The following is a 17,720-nucleotide window of genomic DNA, read 5'->3' on the forward strand; positions in this document are numbered from 1 at the left end:
CGGATACGGTCGGAGGGTGACCGACCAGCCCCAGCCCAGCCCGCCCGCCTCCGCCCCCGCCCCCGACCTGTTCACCTGGGAGTTCGCGAGCGACCCCTACCCCGCCTACGCCTGGCTCCGCGAGCACAGCCCCGTCCACCGGACGCGGCTGCCGAGCGGCGTCGAGGCCTGGCTGGTCACGCGCTACGCCGACGCGAAGCAGACTCTCGCGGACAACCGGCTCTCCAAGAACCCTGCGCACCACGACGAGCCCGCGCACGCCAAGGGCAAGACCGGCATCCCCGGGGAGCGCAAGGCCGAGCTGATGACGCACCTGCTCAACATCGACCCGCCGGACCACACCCGGCTGCGGCGCCTCGTGTCCAAGGCGTTCACGCCCCGCCGGGTGGCCGAGTTCGCGCCGCGGGTGCAGGAGCTCACCGACCGGCTCATCGACGGATTCGCGCGGGAGGGGAGCGCCGACCTCATCCACGAGTTCGCCTTCCCGCTGCCCATCTACGCCATCTGCGACCTGCTCGGTGTCCCCCGCGAGGACCAGGACGACTTCCGGGACTGGGCGGGCATGATGATCCGTCACCAGGGCGGGCCCCGCGGCGGGGTGGCCCGGTCCGTGAAGAAGATGCGCGGCTACCTCGCCGACCTCATCCACCGCAAGCGGCAGGCGCTGCCCGCCGAACCCGGCCCGGGCGAGGACCTCATCTCCGGGCTGATCCGCGCCTCCGACCACGGCGAGCACCTCACCGAGAACGAGGCCGCGGCCATGGCCTTCATCCTGCTGTTCGCCGGTTTCGAGACGACGGTCAACCTCATCGGCAACGGCACCTACGCCCTGCTCACCCACCCCGGGCAGCGCGCCCGCCTCCAGGCCTCCCTCGCCGCGGGGGAGACCGGCCTGCTGGAGACCGGCGTCGAGGAACTCCTGCGCTACGACGGCCCCGTCGAGCTCGCCACCTGGCGGTTCGCCACCCAGTCGCTCACCATCGGCGGACAGCGCATCGCCGCGGGCGACCCGGTCCTGGTCGTCCTGGCCGCGGCGGACCGGGACCCGGAGCGGTTCGCCGACCCGGACGTGCTCGACCTGTCCCGCCGCGACAACCAGCACCTCGGATACGGCCACGGCATCCACTACTGCCTCGGCGCCCCGCTCGCCCGCCTGGAGGGCCAGACCGCGCTCGCCACCCTCCTCACCCGCCTCCCGGACCTCCGCCTCGCGGCGGACCCGGCCGAGTTGAGATGGCGCGGCGGGCTCATCATGCGCGGGCTGCGCACCCTGCCGGTGGAGTTCACCCCGCAGGGAAGGTGACACGCCCTCAGCTCTGTGATCTTCACGTGATCTGCGCGGCATGAACTTGTGACAAGTGATCGTGTGCCGATACGTTCACCCATCAGCGCGGCCGGGGACCCCTGCGCCGCGCGGGTCACTGCTGTCTCGCGAAAGGTCTCCGTATGCTCTCCGGGAACGGCCGGCACCGTCGCCCCCGCCAGGCTCCGGCTCTCCTCGTCGCGGCCGGAGTGACCGGCTCCGCCATCGCGATCCCGCTCCTCGGGGCCTCCGGTGCCAGTGCGGCCGACGGCGCGACCTGGGACCAGGTCGCCGACTGCGAGACCGGCGGCGCCTGGAGCCAGAACAGCGGCAACGGCTACTACGGAGGCCTCGCGCTGTCCCAGGAGAACTGGGAGAAGTACGGCGGTCTGGACTACGCGGCCAGCGCCGACCTCGCCAGCCGCTCCCAGCAGATATCCGTGGCCGAGAGAATCCTCGCCGACCAGGGGGTCGGCGCGTGGCGCACCTGCGGGCTGCTCTCCGGCCTCGAACAGGGCGAGTCGAGCCCGGCCGACGGGTCCGGCTCGTCCGCCGGGTCCGCTCCGGCCGGCTCACCCGGATTGCTGGACTCGCTGGATCCGTCCGGGTCTTCTCCCTCGCCTTCGCCGTCCGCCACGGCGCCGTCCGACGGTGCGCCGACGTCTCCGGATGAATCGGCCAAGCCCGACAAGTCGTACAACCCGTCCTCCTCTCCTTCCGCGTCGGAGAGATCCGGCGGCTCACCCTCGGCCACGCCCGGGAGTGAGGCGTCCGGCAACTCCCGGCGGGACGGCGGCGCTTCGGACGTCACGGACACCGGCTCCGGCCGGCATCGCGGCCCCAGTGCCGACGAGAGCGCCGGATCCGCGGGCGGCTCCGGGAGCGGCACCCCGGGCCGGCACGCCTCGCGCGGCGACGCGGAGGCCGACGCGGCGTCCGAGGGTGCCTACATCGTGGGTGTCGGCGACAACCTCTGGTCCATCGCCGACTCCCTCCGCATCAGCGGCGGATGGCAGGAGCCGTCCACCGCGGGCGCGGAGGCCGCCGGCGGCGGACAGGACCTCATCGCCCCCGGTCAGACGCCTGGTGAAGCGGACGAAGCGGGCGAGAGGTAGCCGTTCGGACAGGGCGGGAACGGCGGCTCAAGTCACCCCGAAACCGGGTGAGTTCACGTCACATTTCGCGCTGAATGTCCGGTATAAGCGCGGTGAGAGATAGATCTCAGAAGCCCTGATCGTCTTTGAAATTCGGCGGATCACCTGCTTACGGTCGTGACCGCTCGCCACCGCGAGCCCCGGCTGCCGCAACGCCGAATCCTGCCAGCGGCCGCCCGGGAACAGTCGTCGCGTCAAGCGCCGTAGGCAGGAGCGGGGGACCCAAGGTAGGTGCCCGACCGGCCGGTTGGCCGGAAGGGCTTGGGGTGAAGCCGTGTCCCGTGAGGGACGCGGCCGGGCAACTCAACCGGCCCGAACCCGACAGCTCACCTCGCAGGCGTCGGTGAGGGGATCCATCCATGCTGTTTTCCGGCAAGGGCAAGCACCGTCGTCCGTCCAAGGCCACCCGTGCCATCGCCGTCGCCGGTGTCGCCGGCGCCGCCGTCGCCGCCCCGCTGATGGCGGCCGGCAACGCCTCCGCGGCCACCGCCTCCGAGTGGGACGCCGTCGCCCAGTGCGAGTCCGGCGGCAACTGGTCCATCAACACCGGCAACGGCTACTACGGCGGTCTGCAGTTCTCCGCCTCCACCTGGGCCGGCTACGGCGGCACCAAGTACGCCTCCACCGCCGACCAGGCCACCAAGGCCCAGCAGATCGAGATCGCCGAGAAGGTCCTCGCGGGCCAGGGCAAGGGTGCCTGGCCGGTCTGCGGCAAGGGCCTGTCGAGCGCCGGCTACACCGGCGGCGGCTCCACCGACTCCGGCAGCAGCTCCTCGCAGAGCCAGAGCCAGAGCCGGCAGAGCACCGAGACCCGCGAGACCCAGCAGCCGGCCTCCCGCTCCGACGAGCGCCCGGCCGCCAAGAAGACCGTCACCACCCCGACCGGCAAGAAGGTCAAGAAGGGCGACGGCGAGTACAAGGTCGTCAAGGGTGACACCCTCAGCTCGATCGCGGCCGAGGAGAAGGTCAAGGGCGGCTGGGAGAAGCTCTTCGAGCTGAACAAGGACATCGTCGAGGACGCCAACCTCATCTACCCGGGCCAGCAGCTGCACCTGAAGTAAGCAGCGGCCCACCCCGTCCCCACGGGCTCCCCGCCCCGGCGTGTTCCCCCGTACACGCCGGGGCGGGGTGTTTTCCGGGTGTTTTCCGGCCGGGCCCTCGGCGGAGGTTTCGGCCGGTCTTGGCGAACCGCCTTTGTTCCGTTCGGAAACAATTTACTCTCGGTTCTGTCCATGGGGTGGGCGACCCGGTGGCCGATCGCCCGGAGCCGGTTAGGCTCATGTCGCGAGCCACCGGCCCGCACCTCGCCGGGTCCACGCGACCCGCGTACCCCGCGTCACATCAAGAAGGAGATGCTCGTGCCGTCCATCGACGTCGTCGTAGCCCGGGAAATCCTGGACTCCCGAGGCAACCCCACGGTCGAGGTCGAGGTCGGCCTCGACGACGGCAGCACCGGTCGTGCCGCCGTCCCGTCCGGCGCCTCCACGGGCGCCTTCGAGGCCATCGAGCTCCGCGACGGCGACTCGAACCGCTACCTCGGCAAGGGTGTGGAGAAGGCCGTCCTCGCGGTCATCGAGCAGATCGGCCCGGAGCTGGTCGGTTACGACGCCACCGAGCAGCGCCTGATCGACCAGGCGATGTTCGACCTGGACGCCACCGACAACAAGGGCTCGCTCGGCGCCAACGCCATCCTCGGCGTCTCCCTCGCCGTCGCCCACGCCGCCTCCGAGGCCAGCGACCTGCCGCTGTTCCGCTACCTGGGCGGACCGAACGCGCACCTGCTGCCGGTGCCGATGATGAACATCCTGAACGGCGGCTCGCACGCCGACTCCAACGTGGACATCCAGGAGTTCATGATCGCCCCGATCGGCGCGGAGTCCTTCTCCGAGGCCCTGCGCTGGGGCGCCGAGGTCTACCACACGCTGAAGAAGGTCCTGAAGGGCAAGGGCCTGGCCACCGGCCTCGGCGACGAGGGCGGCTTCGCCCCCAACCTCGGCTCCAACCGCGAGGCCCTGGACCTCATCCTCGAGGCCATCAAGGAAGCCGGCTACACCCCCGGCGAGCAGATCGCCCTGGCGCTCGACGTCGCCGCCTCCGAGTTCTACAAGGACGGCGTCTACACCTTCGAGGGCAAGGAGCGCTCGGCGGCCGAGATGACCGAGTACTACGCGGAGCTCGTCGACGCGTACCCGCTCGTGTCCATCGAGGACCCGCTGTTCGAGGACGACTGGGAGGGCTGGAAGACCATCACCGCCCAGCTCGGTGACAAGGTCCAGCTCGTCGGCGACGATCTGTTCGTCACCAACCCCGAGCGCCTCGCCCGCGGCATCGAGGAGGGCGCGGCCAACGCCCTGCTGGTCAAGGTCAACCAGATCGGCTCGCTCACCGAGACCCTGGACGCCGTGGAGCTGGCCCAGCGCAACGGCTTTAAGTGCATGATGTCCCACCGCTCCGGCGAGACCGAGGACGTCACCATCGCCGACCTGGCCGTCGCCACCAACTGCGGCCAGATCAAGACCGGCGCCCCGGCCCGCTCCGAGCGCGTCGCCAAGTACAACCAGCTGCTGCGCATCGAGGAGATCCTCGACGACGCGGCGGTGTACGCCGGCCGCAGCGCGTTCCCGCGCTTCAAGGGCTGATCGCCGGAAGGCCCGACCCGTAAGAGGCAGCGTCGTACGTACGTCCCCGTACTCGGTCCCGTACCGTGTCCGGGGACGTACGCGCGTAGGACGGTGCAGCGGGAGGCGGACTGACATGGCCGTGAAGGACCGGGACCGGTTCTCCACCGCGACCAGGATCCGGTTGCTCGGCGAGCAGACCGCGGCCCGGGTCTACCGCTCCCAGACCAAGCGGCAGGCCCGCCGCTCCCGGCTGACCGGCCGGGCCGCGCTGCTCGCCCTGGTGATGTGCTCGCTGATCGTGGCCCTGGCCTACCCGATGCGGCAGTACGTCTCGCAGCGCGCCGAGATCGACGACCTGCGCCGTGAGCAGCAGCAGGCCCGCGAGCGCGTCGAACGGCTGCGCGACCTCAAGGCGCGGTGGCAGGACGACGCGTACGCCGAGCAGCAGATCCGGCGGCGGTTGCACTACGTCATGCCGGGGGAGACGGGGTTCATCGTGATCGACCCGCGCGCGGCGCAGCAGTCGCGCACCGACCTCGGGGCGGCCGACCGGCCCTGGTACGCCAACGTCTGGGACGGCGTCGACAAGGCCGACGCCGCCGGCCGGTGACCCGCGCCCCCCGCCAGTGACCCGAAACCACAGAAAGACAGACTGAAGACAGTCATGGAAACGCCCCCGCCGACCACCCCGCGCACCGAGCCCACCGACGCGGACGTCGAGGCCTTCAAGCAGCAGCTCGGCCGGCCCCCGCGCGGCCTGCGGGCCATCGCCCACCGCTGCCCCTGCGGACAGCCCGACGTCGTCGAGACGGCCCCGCGGCTGCCGGACGGCACCCCGTTCCCCACGCTGTACTACCTGACGTGCCCGAAGGCGAACTCCGCGATCGGCACGCTGGAGGCCAACGGCGTGATGAAGGAGATGACCGAGCGGCTCGCCTCGGACCCCGAGCTGGCGGCGGCCTACCGGGCGGCCCACGAGGACTACGTCCGGCGCCGTGACGAGATCGAGGAGCTGAAGGGCTTTCCGAGCGCCGGCGGCATGCCGGACCGGGTGAAGTGCCTGCACGTGCTGGTGGCGCACTCGCTGGCCGCGGGCCCGGGCGTGAACCCGCTGGGCGACGAGGCCCTGGCCATGCTGCCGGAGTGGTGGCGCAAGGGCGCCTGTGTGACGACCGCCGAGGAGGACGCCCAGTGACCCGTGTCGCCGCCGTGGACTGCGGTACCAACTCCATCCGGCTGCTGGTCGCCGACGCCGACCCGGCCACCGGGGAGCTGACCGACCTGGACCGCCGGATGACGATCGTGCGGCTCGGGCAGGGCGTCGACCGCACCGGCCGGCTCGCCCCCGAGGCGCTCCAGCGGACCTTCGCGGCGTGCCGGGAGTACGCCGGGGTCGTCAAGGAGTACGGGGCGGAGCGCTTGCGGTTCGTGGCCACCTCCGCCTCCCGGGACGCCGAGAACCGGGACGAGTTCGTGCGCGGCGTGCTGGACGTCCTGGGCGTCGAGCCGGAGGTGATCTCCGGGGACCAGGAGGCCGAGTTCTCCTTCACCGGCGCCACCAGGGAGCTGGCCGGCGGGGACCACCTGCCCCGGCCCTACCTGGTGGTGGACATCGGCGGCGGCTCGACCGAGTTCGTGGTCGGCGACGACCACGTCCGCGCGGCCCGCTCGGTGGACATCGGCTGCGTCCGCCTCACCGAGCGGCACCTGGTCCGGGACGGGGCGGTGAGCGACCCGCCGGCGCGGGAGCAGATCGCCGCGATGCGGGCCGACATCGAGGCCGCCCTCGACCTGGCCGAGGAGACCGTGCCGCTGCGCGAGGCGCGGACGCTGGTCGGTCTGGCCGGTTCGGTCACGACCGTGTCGGCGATCGCCCAGGAGCTGCCCGCGTACGACTCGCGGGCCATCCACCACTCCCGGGTCTCCCGCGAGCGGGTCCGCGAGATCACCGAGTGGCTGCTGCGCTCCACCCACGCCGAGCGCGCGGCCGTGCCCTCCATGCACCCCGGCCGGGTCGACGTGATCGGGGCGGGAGCCCTGGTCCTGCTGTCGATCATGGAGCGGATCGGCGCGGAGGAGGTCGTCGTCAGCGAGCACGACATCCTCGACGGCATCGCGTGGTCGGTGGCGTAGCCCGCTTCTGAGCAGGCATGGATCACGGATGAGCGTCTCGGGGGGGCCTGCGGGAACCCCCCGGCGGCAGTCCGCCGGAAAAGTTCGTGAAGTTCTTCACAAGGAATTCGGCCCCTGCGGGCGATCGCAAGGGCCTCGTTGACCCGTCCGGGGGCCGAACTGCCCTTTGAACATGTTCAGAAGCATGGTATGGAGGGTGCCGGAGAGGGGCCCGGACCGGCGCCCGGGAGTGCCTCACAGGGACCCGCGTGACCCAGAGAGGCAGCTCACGCGGCATTGACAACGGTCGGCGGTGCACAAACGATCCCGGTTGTCACCATGACGTGGATCACGCGAGCGGCGGAGGATAGCACACCGTCTCCACAACCTTGTGAAGGGGCGCACGAGCCACCCCCCTGGGCCGGGTGGATACTCGATGGCATGAGCACCACGGAGCGTCCCAGGATCCTCGTAGTAGGCGGTGGGTACGTAGGCCTGTACGCAGCTCGGCGCATCCTCAAGAAGATGCGTTACGGCGAGGCGACCGTCACGGTCGTCGACCCCCGGTCGTACATGACCTACCAGCCCTTCCTCCCCGAAGCCGCCGCCGGCAACATCTCCCCGCGCCACGTCGTCGTCCCGCTGCGACGCGTGCTGCCCAGGGCGGAGGTCCTCACCGGCCGGGTCACCACCATCGACCAGGACCGCAAGGTCGCCACGGTCTCCCCGCTGGTCGGCGAGGCCTACGAGCTGCCCTTCGACTACCTGGTGGTCGCGCTCGGCGCGGTCTCCCGCACCTTCCCGATCCCCGGCCTCGCCGAGCAGGGCATCGGCATGAAGGGCATCGAGGAGGCCATCGGCCTGCGCAACCACGTCCTGGAGCAGCTCGACAAGGCCGACTCCACCACCGACGAGGAGATCCGCCGCAAGGCGCTCACCTTCGTCTTCGTGGGCGGCGGGTTCGCCGGTGCCGAGACCATCGGCGAGGTCGAGGACATGGCCCGCGACGCGGCCAAGTACTACAAGAACGTCTCCCGCGAGGACATGCGCTTCATCCTCGTCGACGCCGCCGACAAGATCCTCCCCGAGGTGGGTCCCAAGCTCGGCAAGTACGGCAAGGAGCACCTGGAGGGCCGCGGCGTCGAGGTCTACCTGTCGACCTCCATGGACTCCTGCGTCGACGGCCACGTGGTGCTGAAGAACGGCCTCGAGGTCGACTCCAACACCATCGTCTGGACCGCCGGCGTCAAGCCCAACCCGGTCCTGTCCCGCTACGGCCTGCCCCTCGGCCCGCGCGGCCACGTCGACTGCACCCCGACCCTCCAGGTCCAGGGCACCGACTACATCTGGGCCGCCGGCGACAACGCCCAGGTCCCGGACCTCGCCGCCCGCAAGGCCGGCAACGAGAACGCCTGGTGCCCGCCGAACGCCCAGCACGCGCTGCGCCAGGCCAAGGTGCTCGGCGACAACGTCCTCTCCGGCATGCGGGGCTTCCCGCAGAAGGAGTACGCCCACGCCAACAAGGGCGCGGTGGCCGGTCTCGGCCTCCACAAGGGCGTCGCGATGATCGTCATGGGCAAGATGAAGATCAAGCTCAAGGGCCGTCTCGCCTGGTACATGCACCGCGGCTACCACGGCCTGGCGATGCCGACCTGGAACCGCAAGATCCGCGTGTTCGCCGACTGGACCCTCGGCATGTTCCTCAAGCGCGAGGTCGTCTCGCTCGGCGCCATCGAGACGCCGCGCGAGGAGTTCTACGAGGCCGCCAAGCCGGCCCCGGTCGCCGCCGCGCCGAAGGAGAAGACCGAGGAGAAGGCCAAGGCCTCCTGACCTCTGGTCCGTTCCCCGTCCGGCCGAAGGGCCTCCCACCGTCCGTGGTGCGGGAGGCCCTTCGTCGTGTGCCGCCACGGATTCTCTGCCCGACCGCGGAGCGGGGGAGGCCGTTTCGATGACCGCCGAGAGGTCCGGGACCGTTTTCGACGAAGGCCGGATCGTCGACGCGCGGGAAGTGAGGCGTCCGGACGCCCCGGGGGCCGGGTGCGGAGCCGATCGACCGCGGTGGCGTACGCCCTCCCAGGGTTTGCCCAGTCGTGACGCGCGTGGGGGACTGCGCCGGGGCCGCACAGGTGTTTACGTGGTGTCGACATTCCGGGATCTCCGTCACGGAGGTGTACACCATGGCAGACGCCGCGCAGCGGTTGCAGAGCCTCTTCGCACAGGTGCTGGACGCACCGCTTCCCGTGCGCATCCGCGCCTGGGACGGTTCGCAGGCGGGCCCGCCGGGCGCGCCGACCCTGGTCGTACGCAACCGCCGCGCCCTGCGCCGCCTGCTGTGGAAGCCCGGCGAACTGGGCCTGGCCCGTGCCTGGGTGGCCGGCGACCTCGACATCGAGGGCGACCTCTACACCACCCTGGACCTGCTGTCCGGGCTGATCTGGGAACGCGGCGAGGACGCCCGCACCCTCGCCCAGGCGCTGCGCGAGCCCGAGGTCCGCGCCGCCGTGCGCGGACTGGTCCGGCTGGCCGGATCCCCGCTGCCCCCCGCCCCGCCGCGCGAGGAGACCCGCAGCCCCCGCCGCCACCTGCACACCAAGCGCACCGACCGACGCGCCATCAGCCACCACTACGACGTCGGCAACGACTTCTACGAGATCGTCCTCGGCCCGTCCATGGTGTACTCCTGCGCCTACTGGCCCGCCCCAGACAGCACCCTGGAACAGGCGCAGCACGACAAGCTCGAACTGGTCTGCCGCAAGCTGGAGCTGAAGCCCGGCCAGCGGCTGCTCGACGTCGGCTGCGGCTGGGGCTCGATGGCCGTCCACGCCGCCCGCGAGCACGGCGTGAGCGTCGTCGGCGTCACGCTCTCCCAGGAACAGGCCGCGTACGCCCGCAAGCGCGTCGCCGACGAGGGCCTCACCGACAAGGTCGAGATCCGCGTCCAGGACTACCGCGACGTCCGCGACGGGCCGTACGACGCGATCTCCTCCATCGGCATGGCCGAGCACGTCGGCGCCGACCGCTACCTGGAGTACGCCGCGGACCTGTACGACCTGCTCAAGCCCGGGGGACGGCTGCTGAACCACCAGATCGCCCGCCGCCCGCAGCGCGACGAGACGGCGTACCGCGTCGACGCGTTCATCGACTCCTACGTCTTCCCCGACGGCGAGCTCCAGCCCCTCGGCAGCACCGTCACGCAGCTGGAGCGTGCCGGGTTCGAGGTGCGCGACGTCGAGTCGATCCGCGAGCACTACGCCCTCACCCTGCGCCGGTGGGTGGCCCGCCTGGAGGCCGACTGGGCGCGCGCCGTCGAGCTCACCAGCCCCGGCCGCGCCCGCGTCTGGCGCCTCTACATGGCCGCCTCCGCCCTGGCCTTCGAACGCAACCGCATCGGCGTCAACCAGGTCCTGGCCGTCCGGACGCCGGAGTCGGGCGCCTCCGGGATGCCGTTGCGGGCCCGCACCTGGGGTGCGCCCGGCCGCGGTTGATTCCCAACCCGACGCGAGGGGCCGGGCTCCCCGTCCCGGGAGCCCGGCCCTTCGCTGTGCCGCGGGGCGGCGAGGTCACTCGGCCTTGATCGCGTTCAGCATGTTCAGCCGGGCGGCGTTGCGGGCCGGCCACATCGCGGCCAGGACGCCCACCAGACCGGCCAGCACCAGGAAGATCCCGATCCGGTCCCAGGGCAGGACCAGCGCGTAGCCCGGGATCTGGTCCGCGAAGGTCTCGCCGATCGCCCAGCCGAGGAACGCCCCCAGAGCGACGCCGACCACCGCGCCGAAGACCGAGATGACCACGGCCTCCAGCCGGACCATCCGCTTCACCCGGCGCCGGTCCAGGCCGATGGCGCGCAGCATGCCGATCTCCTGCTGCCGCTCGAAGACCGACATCGCGAGGGTGTTGACCACGCCCAGCACCGCGATGATCAGGGCCATCGCCAGCAGGCCGTACATGATGTTCAGCAGGGTGTTGATCGCGCCGCCGAACTCGTTGCGGATGTCCTGCTTGTCCATCACGGTGATCGCCGGGTTGTCCCCCAGCGCGTCCACGATGACCTGCTCGTTCGCCGCGGTCTGGCCGCCGTCGACCTTCACGAAGATCTGCCGGATGGACGGCTTGGTCTCGTGCCGGTCCACGATCTTCCGGTCGATGAGGACGGGGGAGAGGAACTCGCTGTCCTTGTAGACGGCGCCGACCGTCAGCGTGGCCTTCTTGTCGTCGCCGAAGGTGACGGGGAGTCGGTCGCCGGTCTTCCAGCCCCTGCTCTTGGCCGTCTTCTCGGCGACCGCGATGCGGCCCTCGGCGAGCGAGCCGGCGCTGCCGCTGACGACGTCGACGGTCAGGACCTTACCGATGTCGCCGGGGGAGACCGCGGAGGCGGACACGTAGTCGTCGCCGTCGACCCGGAAGTAGGCGTCCTGCTGCGGCGAGACCGCGGACACGCCGTCGGCCTCCCGCAGCGCCGTCACCGCGGACCGGTCGAGGTCACCGCCGTTGGCCATCGAGACCATGTAGTCGGCCTTGATGTTGTCGGTGGTCATCTTGTCGATGGCCGTGCCGACCGTGACGCCCAGCACCGACAGGCCGGTGACCAGCGTCAGCCCGATCGCCAGGGCCGAGGCGGTGGCGCCGGTGCGGCGCGGGTTGCGGACCGCGTTCTGGCCGGCGAGCTTGCCCGCCACCCCGAAGGGGCCGACGAGCAGCGGGCGGACGAGCGCGATCACGGGCCGGGACAGCAGCGGGATCAGGATGATCACGCCGATCAGCGCGAGGAACGCGCCCGCCCCGATGTACATCCGGCCGTCGTCGCCGCCGGTCGAGGCGCCCGCCACGATCCCCACCGCGCCGAGGGCGGTGACGGCCGCACCGATGGAGTTGCGCAGCACCAGCGACTTGGTGGTGGCCACCGCGTGGACACTGTTCATGGCCGCCACCGGCGGGATCTTCGCGGCCCGGCGGCCGGGCAGCCAGGCGGCGAGCATCGTGATCAGCACGCCCACGGCGAACGCCGCGATCACCGGCGTGGCGGACAGGACCAGCGGACCGTCCGGCATCTTCATGTCGAACGCGGCCATGCCGGAGCGCAGGGCGACGGCCAGGCCGATGCCGAGGACGAAGCCGACGGCGGAGGCGACCAGACCCACCAGCGCGGCCTCGGCGAGCACCGAGCGGGTGATCTGCCTGCGGGACGCGCCGACGGCGCGCATCAGGGCGATCTCCTTGGTGCGCTGGGCGACCAGCATCGTGAACGTGTTGGAGATCAGGAAGATCCCGACGAAGAGCGCGATGCCCGCGAAGCCGAGCAGCACCTGCTTGAGGTTGCCCATGCCCTGCTCGATCTGCTCGGCCTGCTCGTCGGCGAGCGCCTGGCCGGTCTGTGCCTCGGCGGTGTCCGGCAGCAGCGGCTTGACGGCGTCCAGGATCCGCGCGTCGTCGGCGCCGGGGGCGGCGGTGACGGTGGCGCTCGCGAAGTAGCCGGGCTCGAGGTACTGCTTCTGGGCGACGGCGGTGTCGAAGAGGACGAGACTGCCGCCGGCGTTGACGGCGCCGTCCTCGGTGGTGAACACCCCGCTGAGGGTGTACTCCTTCACCGGGCCGTTGGTGGCGACGCGCACCCGGTCGCCGACCTTGTACTCGCCCTTGGCGGCGGACTCCTCGTCCAGGGCGATCTGGTCGTCCTGCACCGGGCCGGAGCCGTCGGTGAACGTGTAGGCGGCGTCCTTGCCGTCCTTGCCGGGGGCGAAGTTGGAGCCCTTGTTGGACCAGCCGACGCCGATGAGCTTGCCGTCGGGGTCGGCGACCCCGGCGAAGCCCTCGACGCGGCCGTACACCCCGGCGACGCCGTCGACGGCGGCGATCCGGTCGAGGACCTTGCCGGACAGGCCCGGCTCCTCCTTCGGGTTGTCCGGGTCGGCGTGCGAGGAGACGGAGACGGCGACGTCGTCGTAGCTCTTCGCCGACTGGTTGCGGAAGGCGTTGGAGAGGGTGTCGGCGAAGACCAGGGTGCCCGAGACGAACGCGACGCCGAGCATCACGGCGAGCACGGTCATCAGCAGCCGGGCCTTGTGCGCGAGGACGTTGCGCAAGGCGGTACGGAACATGGTGGCGGTTCTCAGTCCTGTCGGTCCTGACGGGGGATCAGCTCGTGCGGCCCTTGGCGTCGAACTCCTTCATGCGGTCCAGGACCGAGTCGGCCGTCGGCCGGTGCATCTCGTCGACGATCCGGCCGTCCGCCAGGAAGACCACCCGGTCCGCGTAGGCCGCGGCCACCGGGTCGTGGGTCACCATCACCACCGTCTGGCCCATCTCCCGCACCGAGTTGCGCAGGAAGCCCAGGACCTCGGCACCGGAGCGGGAGTCGAGGTTTCCGGTGGGCTCGTCACCGAAGATGATCTCGGGCCGGGAGGCGAGCGCCCGGGCCACGGCGACGCGCTGCTGCTGGCCGCCGGAGAGCTGGGAGGGCCGGTGGCCCAGCCGGTCCGCGAGACCGACCATGCGGATGACGGAGTCCAGCCACTGCTGGTCCGGCTTGCGGCCCGCGATGTCCATCGGAAGGGTGATGTTCTCCCGGGCGGTCAGGGTCGGCAGCAGGTTGAAGGCCTGGAAGATGAAACCGATCTTGTCCCGGCGCAGCTTGGTCAGCTGCTTGTCCTTCAGCGAGCCCAGCTCGGTCTCGCCGATGCGCACCGAGCCGGAGGAGAACGTGTCGAGACCGGCCACGCAGTGCATCAGGGTCGACTTGCCGGAGCCGGAGGGGCCCATGATCGCGGTGAACTCGGCCTGCCGGAAGTCGACGGAGACCCGGTCCAGGGCGACCACCTGGGTCTCTCCCTGTCCGTAGATCTTCGACAGATCCGTGGCGCGCGCGGCCACGGTGGTGGCCCGGTCGGCGAGGGATGCGGTGGTCACGGGATGGAACTCCTGTCGGACGGCGGTGTTCTGGAGGGACGTGTTCCATCGTCCGGGTCCCGCGCCGCCGTGTAGTCACCCGTAGTTCTGGTTCTGGGGGCCGACTCCGGTCTGACGGAGCGGGGCGGTGTCATACCTGGGAATGACGTGCACCCCCGAGGGACACCGCGGCCGGAACCCGTGCTTCCGGCTGTCGAGAACAGGTGGAGTGCCCTCGTTCGGGCGGTGAAATTCCGTCATTCCGCATACGCCGCCGAGCGGCGCGGGCAAGGCTATTGGCAAGTGCGGATGGCGCGTTCCGTGTGCTGATGCACCCTCAGACGTCAATAAAATAAGACAACATCGGTCCGCCCTTCCGCTGTTCGGGGGATCCGTCCCGATAGTCTCGGAACCTCGTTGCGGAGCCCATGGCCTGCCCGGATGGTGGAATGCAGACACGGCGAGCTTAAACCTCGCTGCCCCTTCGCGGGCGTGCCGGTTCGAGTCCGGCTCCGGGCACCTTCCGACCCCTGTGTGCTTCGTCGAAGTGTTCACCGCATGCCCGTTGACAGCGGTCGTATGCCGTCGGAAACTCGCATCCGAAAGTAGTGAAATATTTTTCACTACGCGAACACACGGGAGACGGGCCCTGCCGGACCCGAGAGAGAGGGCGCCCGATGCGCACCACCGTCGGCATCATCGGAGCCGGGCCCGCCGGACTCCTCCTCGCCCGGCTGCTCCACGACGCCGGCATCGACTCGGTCGTCCTGGAGAGCCACGACCGGACCTACGTCGAGCGGCGACAGCGCGCCGGGATCCTGGAGCAGGGCACGGTGGACGTGCTGCGCGCGGCCGGCGCCGGCGAGCGCATGGACCGCGAAGGGCTGCGCCACGACGGCATCGAACTCCGTTTCGACCGCAAGCGCCACCGGATCGACTTCCCCGGCCTCACCGGTGGCCGGTCGGTGACCGTCTACGCCCAGACCGAGGTCTGCAAGGACCTCATCGCCCTCCAGCTGCAGGACGGCGGCCCGCTGCTGTTCGAGGCGGAGGCGCTGGCCGTGGAGGACGCCGGCACGGACAGCCCCCGCGTCCGCTTCCGGCACCAGGGCCGCGAGGACGTCCTGGAGTGCTCCTACGTCGTCGGCTGCGACGGCTTCTGGGGCGTCTCCCGCAAGGCGATCCCCGCGGACGTCACCCAGGTGTTCGAGCGTACGTACCCCTTCGGCTGGCTCGGCATCCTCGCCGACGTCCCGCCCTCGCACGACGAGCTGGTGTACGCCCGCCACGACCGCGGCTTCGCCCTGCTCTCCATGCGCTCGCCGTCCGTCTCCCGCCTCTACCTCCAGGTGCCCGACGGCACCGACGCGCGGGCCTGGAGCGACGCGGAGATCTGGGACGAGCTGGAGCGCCGCTTCGAGACCGCCGACGACTGGCGGCTGCGGCGCGGCCGGATCACCCAGAAGTCGGTCACCCCCATGCGCTCCTACGTCCACGAGCCCATGCGCCACGGCCGCCTCTTCCTCGCCGGCGACGCCGCGCACATCGTCCCGCCGACCGGCGCCAAGGGCCTGAACCTCGCCGTCGGCGACGTCGTCACCTTCGCCCGGGCCCTCGTCCACCAGCGGGAGACCGGCTCACCCGAGCTGCTCGACGGCTACTCGCGGACCTGCCTGCACCGCGTCTGGCAGGCCGAGCGCTTCTCCTGCGACATGACGACCCTGCTGCACCGTCTGCCCGGGGCGACGCCCTTCGAGGAGCGGCTGCAGCTCGCCCGGCTGGAACGCGTCGCCTCCTGCCGCGCCGCCGAGGCGGACCTCGCCGAGGCGTACACGGGCTTCCCTCTCGACCGGGGATGAATGAGCCCCTCCGGTGAGGGGAATCACCAAGCGGCGTAGCGTGTTGCGCTGCACGACGAGGGAAAGATCCTCCCCAAGCAGTAGGGTCATTCCTTTGCCTACCTATTACTCTTGAGCCAAGGCCACGCAGTGTGGCCATGGAGGAGTGAAATGAGGAGCAGAAACCCGGTCTTCTCGCGACGGGGGTTCAGCCGCGACAACGGCTACGCGGGCTTCAACACCGCGCCGCAGGCCGGGGGTCCCGCTGTCGCCACGCAGGGCAACCCGTACGCGCAGCAGCCGACGGGCAACCCGTACGCGCAGAACCCGTACGCGCAGAACCCTTACGCCCAGCAGGACCTGCAGCACGGCGCGCCGCCGCAGGCCCCGGCCACCACCGGCCGGATGACCATCGACGACGTCGTCCTGCGCACGGCGAGCACGCTCGGTGTGCTCGTCCTCACCGCGGCGCTGTCCTGGGCGCTGCTGCCGATCGACGACGCCAACATCAGCCGGAGCTACGGCATCGGTATCGGCGCCGCGCTGATCGGCATGGTCCTGGCGTTCGTCCAGTCCTTCAAGCGCAAGGCCTCGCCCGCCCTGATCCTGACGTACGCCGCGTTCGAGGGTGTCTTCCTCGGCGTGGTGTCCAACATCGTCGACAACCGCATCGCCGACGGCGCGGCCATGCAGGCCGTGATCGGCACCATGGCGGTCTTCGCGGGTGTGCTGATCGCCTACAAGGCCGGCTGGATCCGCGTCAACCGGCGCTTCTACGGCTTCGTGATGGCGGCCGCGCTGGGCTTCATCCTGCTGATGACCGTGAACCTGCTGTTCGCGGTGTTCGGCGGCGGTGACGGCCTCGGCTTCCGCAGCGGTGCCCTCGGTGTCGTCTTCGGCATCATCGGCATCATCCTCGGTGCCTGCTTCCTCGCCCTGGACTTCAAGCAGGTCGAGGACGGCGTCGCCTACGGCGCCCCGCGCGAGGAGGCGTGGCTCGCGGCCTTCGGCCTGACGCTGACGCTGGTGTGGATCTACCTGGAGTTCCTGAGGCTCATCTCGATCCTCAACAGCAACGACTAGTTCCCGCCCGTCCCGCGCGAAGGGCCCCGGCTCCGGCCGGGGCCCTTCGCCGTCTTCCGGGCACCCCGGCCCGGACCGGCGGTGCGCGCCTAGAGCAGTTTGCGCGCGGCCCTCCTCAGGTCGTACTCGTGGATGATCGCCTTGGCGTGGCCGTACGCCAGGTTGTGCTCGTGCCGGAGCCAGCTGACCTTTTCCTCGAAACGGAAGAGTGCCGGGCCTTCTTCGACGGTGCGCAACCAGTCGGAGATCTCACGACCGGTGCAGTGGGGGATGCGGGCGAGCATGTTGCGGTGGGTCTCTTCGGAGAAGACTTGGGACATCGGCGCCTCCGGACGCTGGGATGTAAGCCGGTCCTTCAGGTCACCGTGCCTGAGTGTTCGCCCGTTGGCAACAGTCCCGGTGCGACGCGTACGCTCGCGGCGTGGTTGATACGACGCCTCTGACCCGTGCGGTGGATCACTTCGCCGATCGTTTGAGGGCCGCGCCCCAGAGCCGGTTGCAGCGGGGCGCTGCCGCCGAGGCTCTCGGGCTGGCCCGGGAGCTGGCCCGCAGGGCGCAGGTCCTGGAGGGCATGGAGCCTCGGGAGATGCCGGACGCGGGGATGTTCGCGGCGGCGGACCAGATCGTGGTCGCCGCGCGTGATCTGGCCGTGGTGGTTCCCGGCGACGCCGAGGTCGACGAGGCGGTGCGGCTGGTGGAGGAGGCGCAGAAGCGGGCGGGGGTGTGA

Annotated in this window: 15 protein-coding genes, 1 tRNA gene and 1 riboswitch; of the genes, 13 read left to right on the plus strand and 3 right to left on the minus strand. The window is 70.8% G+C overall.

Annotated elements, in window-relative coordinates:
* Positions 1-16: 16 nt before the first annotated feature.
* The 9 genes from AC07DA_RS02190 to AC07DA_RS02230 all read left to right on the plus strand — a co-directional run bounded on the left by AC07DA_RS02190 (position 17) and on the right by AC07DA_RS02230 (position 10,675).
* The gene (locus AC07DA_RS02190; RefSeq protein ID WP_479123695.1) at positions 17-1,303 is read left to right on the plus strand and encodes a cytochrome P450 family protein; all 1,287 of its coding nucleotides are present in this window, start codon (positions 17-19) and stop codon (positions 1,301-1,303) included.
* A gap of 143 nt (positions 1,304-1,446) precedes the next feature.
* A complete protein-coding gene (locus tag AC07DA_RS02195; RefSeq protein ID WP_479123697.1) occupies positions 1,447-2,418 on the plus strand; it encodes a transglycosylase family protein in 972 nt (323 codons plus the stop codon).
* 228 nt (positions 2,419-2,646) lie between these two features.
* Positions 2,647-2,812, plus strand: a riboswitch (cyclic di-AMP (ydaO/yuaA leader).
* 4 nt (positions 2,813-2,816) lie between these two features.
* On the plus strand, positions 2,817-3,518 hold the full coding sequence (locus tag AC07DA_RS02200; RefSeq protein WP_479123699.1) for a transglycosylase family protein: 702 nt from the start codon (positions 2,817-2,819) through the stop codon (positions 3,516-3,518).
* 297 nt (positions 3,519-3,815) lie between these two features.
* Positions 3,816-5,096, plus strand: coding sequence for a phosphopyruvate hydratase (gene eno, locus AC07DA_RS02205; RefSeq protein WP_479123701.1), 1,281 nt, complete (start codon positions 3,816-3,818; stop codon positions 5,094-5,096).
* 115 nt (positions 5,097-5,211) lie between these two features.
* Complete coding sequence (locus AC07DA_RS02210; protein WP_479123703.1) at positions 5,212-5,688, plus strand: FtsB family cell division protein; 477 nt, start codon at positions 5,212-5,214, stop codon at positions 5,686-5,688.
* A gap of 54 nt (positions 5,689-5,742) precedes the next feature.
* Positions 5,743-6,273, plus strand: a complete 531-nt coding sequence (locus tag AC07DA_RS02215; RefSeq protein ID WP_479123705.1) for a DUF501 domain-containing protein — start codon at positions 5,743-5,745, stop codon at positions 6,271-6,273.
* Positions 6,270-7,211, plus strand: coding sequence for a Ppx/GppA phosphatase family protein (locus AC07DA_RS02220; protein ID WP_479123707.1), 942 nt, complete (start codon positions 6,270-6,272; stop codon positions 7,209-7,211). The genes AC07DA_RS02215 and AC07DA_RS02220 overlap by 4 nt, the downstream gene beginning before the upstream one ends.
* A 420-nt stretch (positions 7,212-7,631) precedes the next feature.
* Positions 7,632-9,020 carry an NAD(P)/FAD-dependent oxidoreductase gene (locus AC07DA_RS02225; protein ID WP_479123709.1) on the plus strand — a complete coding sequence of 463 codons (1,389 nt, stop codon included), beginning with the start codon at positions 7,632-7,634 and terminating at the stop codon, positions 9,018-9,020.
* Between the two features lie 347 nt (positions 9,021-9,367).
* On the plus strand, positions 9,368-10,675 hold the full coding sequence (locus AC07DA_RS02230) for a class I SAM-dependent methyltransferase (protein ID WP_479123711.1): 1,308 nt from the start codon (positions 9,368-9,370) through the stop codon (positions 10,673-10,675).
* A 75-nt stretch (positions 10,676-10,750) separates the two neighbouring features.
* On the opposite strand, the gene AC07DA_RS02235 is transcribed toward AC07DA_RS02230, so the two are convergent.
* Both AC07DA_RS02235 and AC07DA_RS02240 read right to left on the minus strand, forming a co-directional pair.
* Positions 10,751-13,285, minus strand: a complete 2,535-nt coding sequence (locus AC07DA_RS02235) for an ABC transporter permease (protein WP_479123713.1) — start codon at positions 13,283-13,285, stop codon at positions 10,751-10,753.
* Positions 13,286-13,322: 37 nt separating this feature from the next.
* On the minus strand, positions 13,323-14,093 hold the full coding sequence (locus AC07DA_RS02240; protein ID WP_479123715.1) for an ABC transporter ATP-binding protein: 771 nt from the start codon (positions 14,091-14,093) through the stop codon (positions 13,323-13,325).
* Between the two features lie 414 nt (positions 14,094-14,507).
* Here AC07DA_RS02240 and AC07DA_RS02245 point away from each other — a divergent pair.
* The 3 genes from AC07DA_RS02245 to AC07DA_RS02255 all read left to right on the plus strand — a co-directional run bounded on the left by AC07DA_RS02245 (position 14,508) and on the right by AC07DA_RS02255 (position 16,993).
* Positions 14,508-14,591, plus strand: a tRNA-Leu gene (locus AC07DA_RS02245).
* Positions 14,592-14,749: 158 nt separating this feature from the next.
* Positions 14,750-15,931 carry a 4-hydroxybenzoate 3-monooxygenase gene (locus tag AC07DA_RS02250; RefSeq protein WP_479123717.1) on the plus strand — a complete coding sequence of 394 codons (1,182 nt, stop codon included), beginning with the start codon at positions 14,750-14,752 and terminating at the stop codon, positions 15,929-15,931.
* 150 nt (positions 15,932-16,081) lie between these two features.
* Positions 16,082-16,993: a Bax inhibitor-1/YccA family protein gene (locus AC07DA_RS02255; RefSeq protein WP_479123719.1), complete on the plus strand. Its 912-nt coding sequence runs from the start codon at positions 16,082-16,084 to the stop codon at positions 16,991-16,993.
* Between the two features lie 89 nt (positions 16,994-17,082).
* Here the strand turns inward: AC07DA_RS02255 and AC07DA_RS02260 are convergent, their stop codons facing one another.
* Positions 17,083-17,313: a DUF4287 domain-containing protein gene (locus AC07DA_RS02260; RefSeq protein WP_059424410.1), complete on the minus strand. Its 231-nt coding sequence runs from the start codon at positions 17,311-17,313 to the stop codon at positions 17,083-17,085.
* 101 nt (positions 17,314-17,414) lie between these two features.
* Between AC07DA_RS02260 and AC07DA_RS02265 the strand changes: the two genes are divergently transcribed.
* On the plus strand, positions 17,415-17,720 hold the full coding sequence (locus AC07DA_RS02265) for a hypothetical protein (protein WP_479123722.1): 306 nt from the start codon (positions 17,415-17,417) through the stop codon (positions 17,718-17,720).

Source organism: Streptomyces sp. NPDC044921 (assembly GCF_056432865.1).

What these genes read in the sequence shown, in the direction of transcription:
- AC07DA_RS02195 (WP_479123697.1), top strand. Translation starts at nt 1,447, where the DNA reads ATGCTCTCCGGGAACGGCCGGCACCGTCGCCCCCGCCAGGCTCCGGCT.
- AC07DA_RS02200 (WP_479123699.1), top strand. Translation starts at nt 2,817, where the DNA reads ATGCTGTTTTCCGGCAAGGGCAAGCACCGTCGTCCGTCCAAGGCCACC.
- AC07DA_RS02210 (WP_479123703.1), top strand. Translation starts at nt 5,212, where the DNA reads ATGGCCGTGAAGGACCGGGACCGGTTCTCCACCGCGACCAGGATCCGG.
- AC07DA_RS02215 (WP_479123705.1), top strand. Translation starts at nt 5,743, where the DNA reads ATGGAAACGCCCCCGCCGACCACCCCGCGCACCGAGCCCACCGACGCG.
- AC07DA_RS02225 (WP_479123709.1), top strand. Translation starts at nt 7,632, where the DNA reads ATGAGCACCACGGAGCGTCCCAGGATCCTCGTAGTAGGCGGTGGGTAC.
- AC07DA_RS02230 (WP_479123711.1), top strand. Translation starts at nt 9,368, where the DNA reads ATGGCAGACGCCGCGCAGCGGTTGCAGAGCCTCTTCGCACAGGTGCTG.
- AC07DA_RS02235 (WP_479123713.1), bottom strand. Translation starts at nt 13,285, where the DNA reads ATGTTCCGTACCGCCTTGCGCAACGTCCTCGCGCACAAGGCCCGGCTG.
- AC07DA_RS02250 (WP_479123717.1), top strand. Translation starts at nt 14,750, where the DNA reads ATGCGCACCACCGTCGGCATCATCGGAGCCGGGCCCGCCGGACTCCTC.
- AC07DA_RS02255 (WP_479123719.1), top strand. Translation starts at nt 16,082, where the DNA reads ATGAGGAGCAGAAACCCGGTCTTCTCGCGACGGGGGTTCAGCCGCGAC.
- AC07DA_RS02260 (WP_059424410.1), bottom strand. Translation starts at nt 17,313, where the DNA reads ATGTCCCAAGTCTTCTCCGAAGAGACCCACCGCAACATGCTCGCCCGC.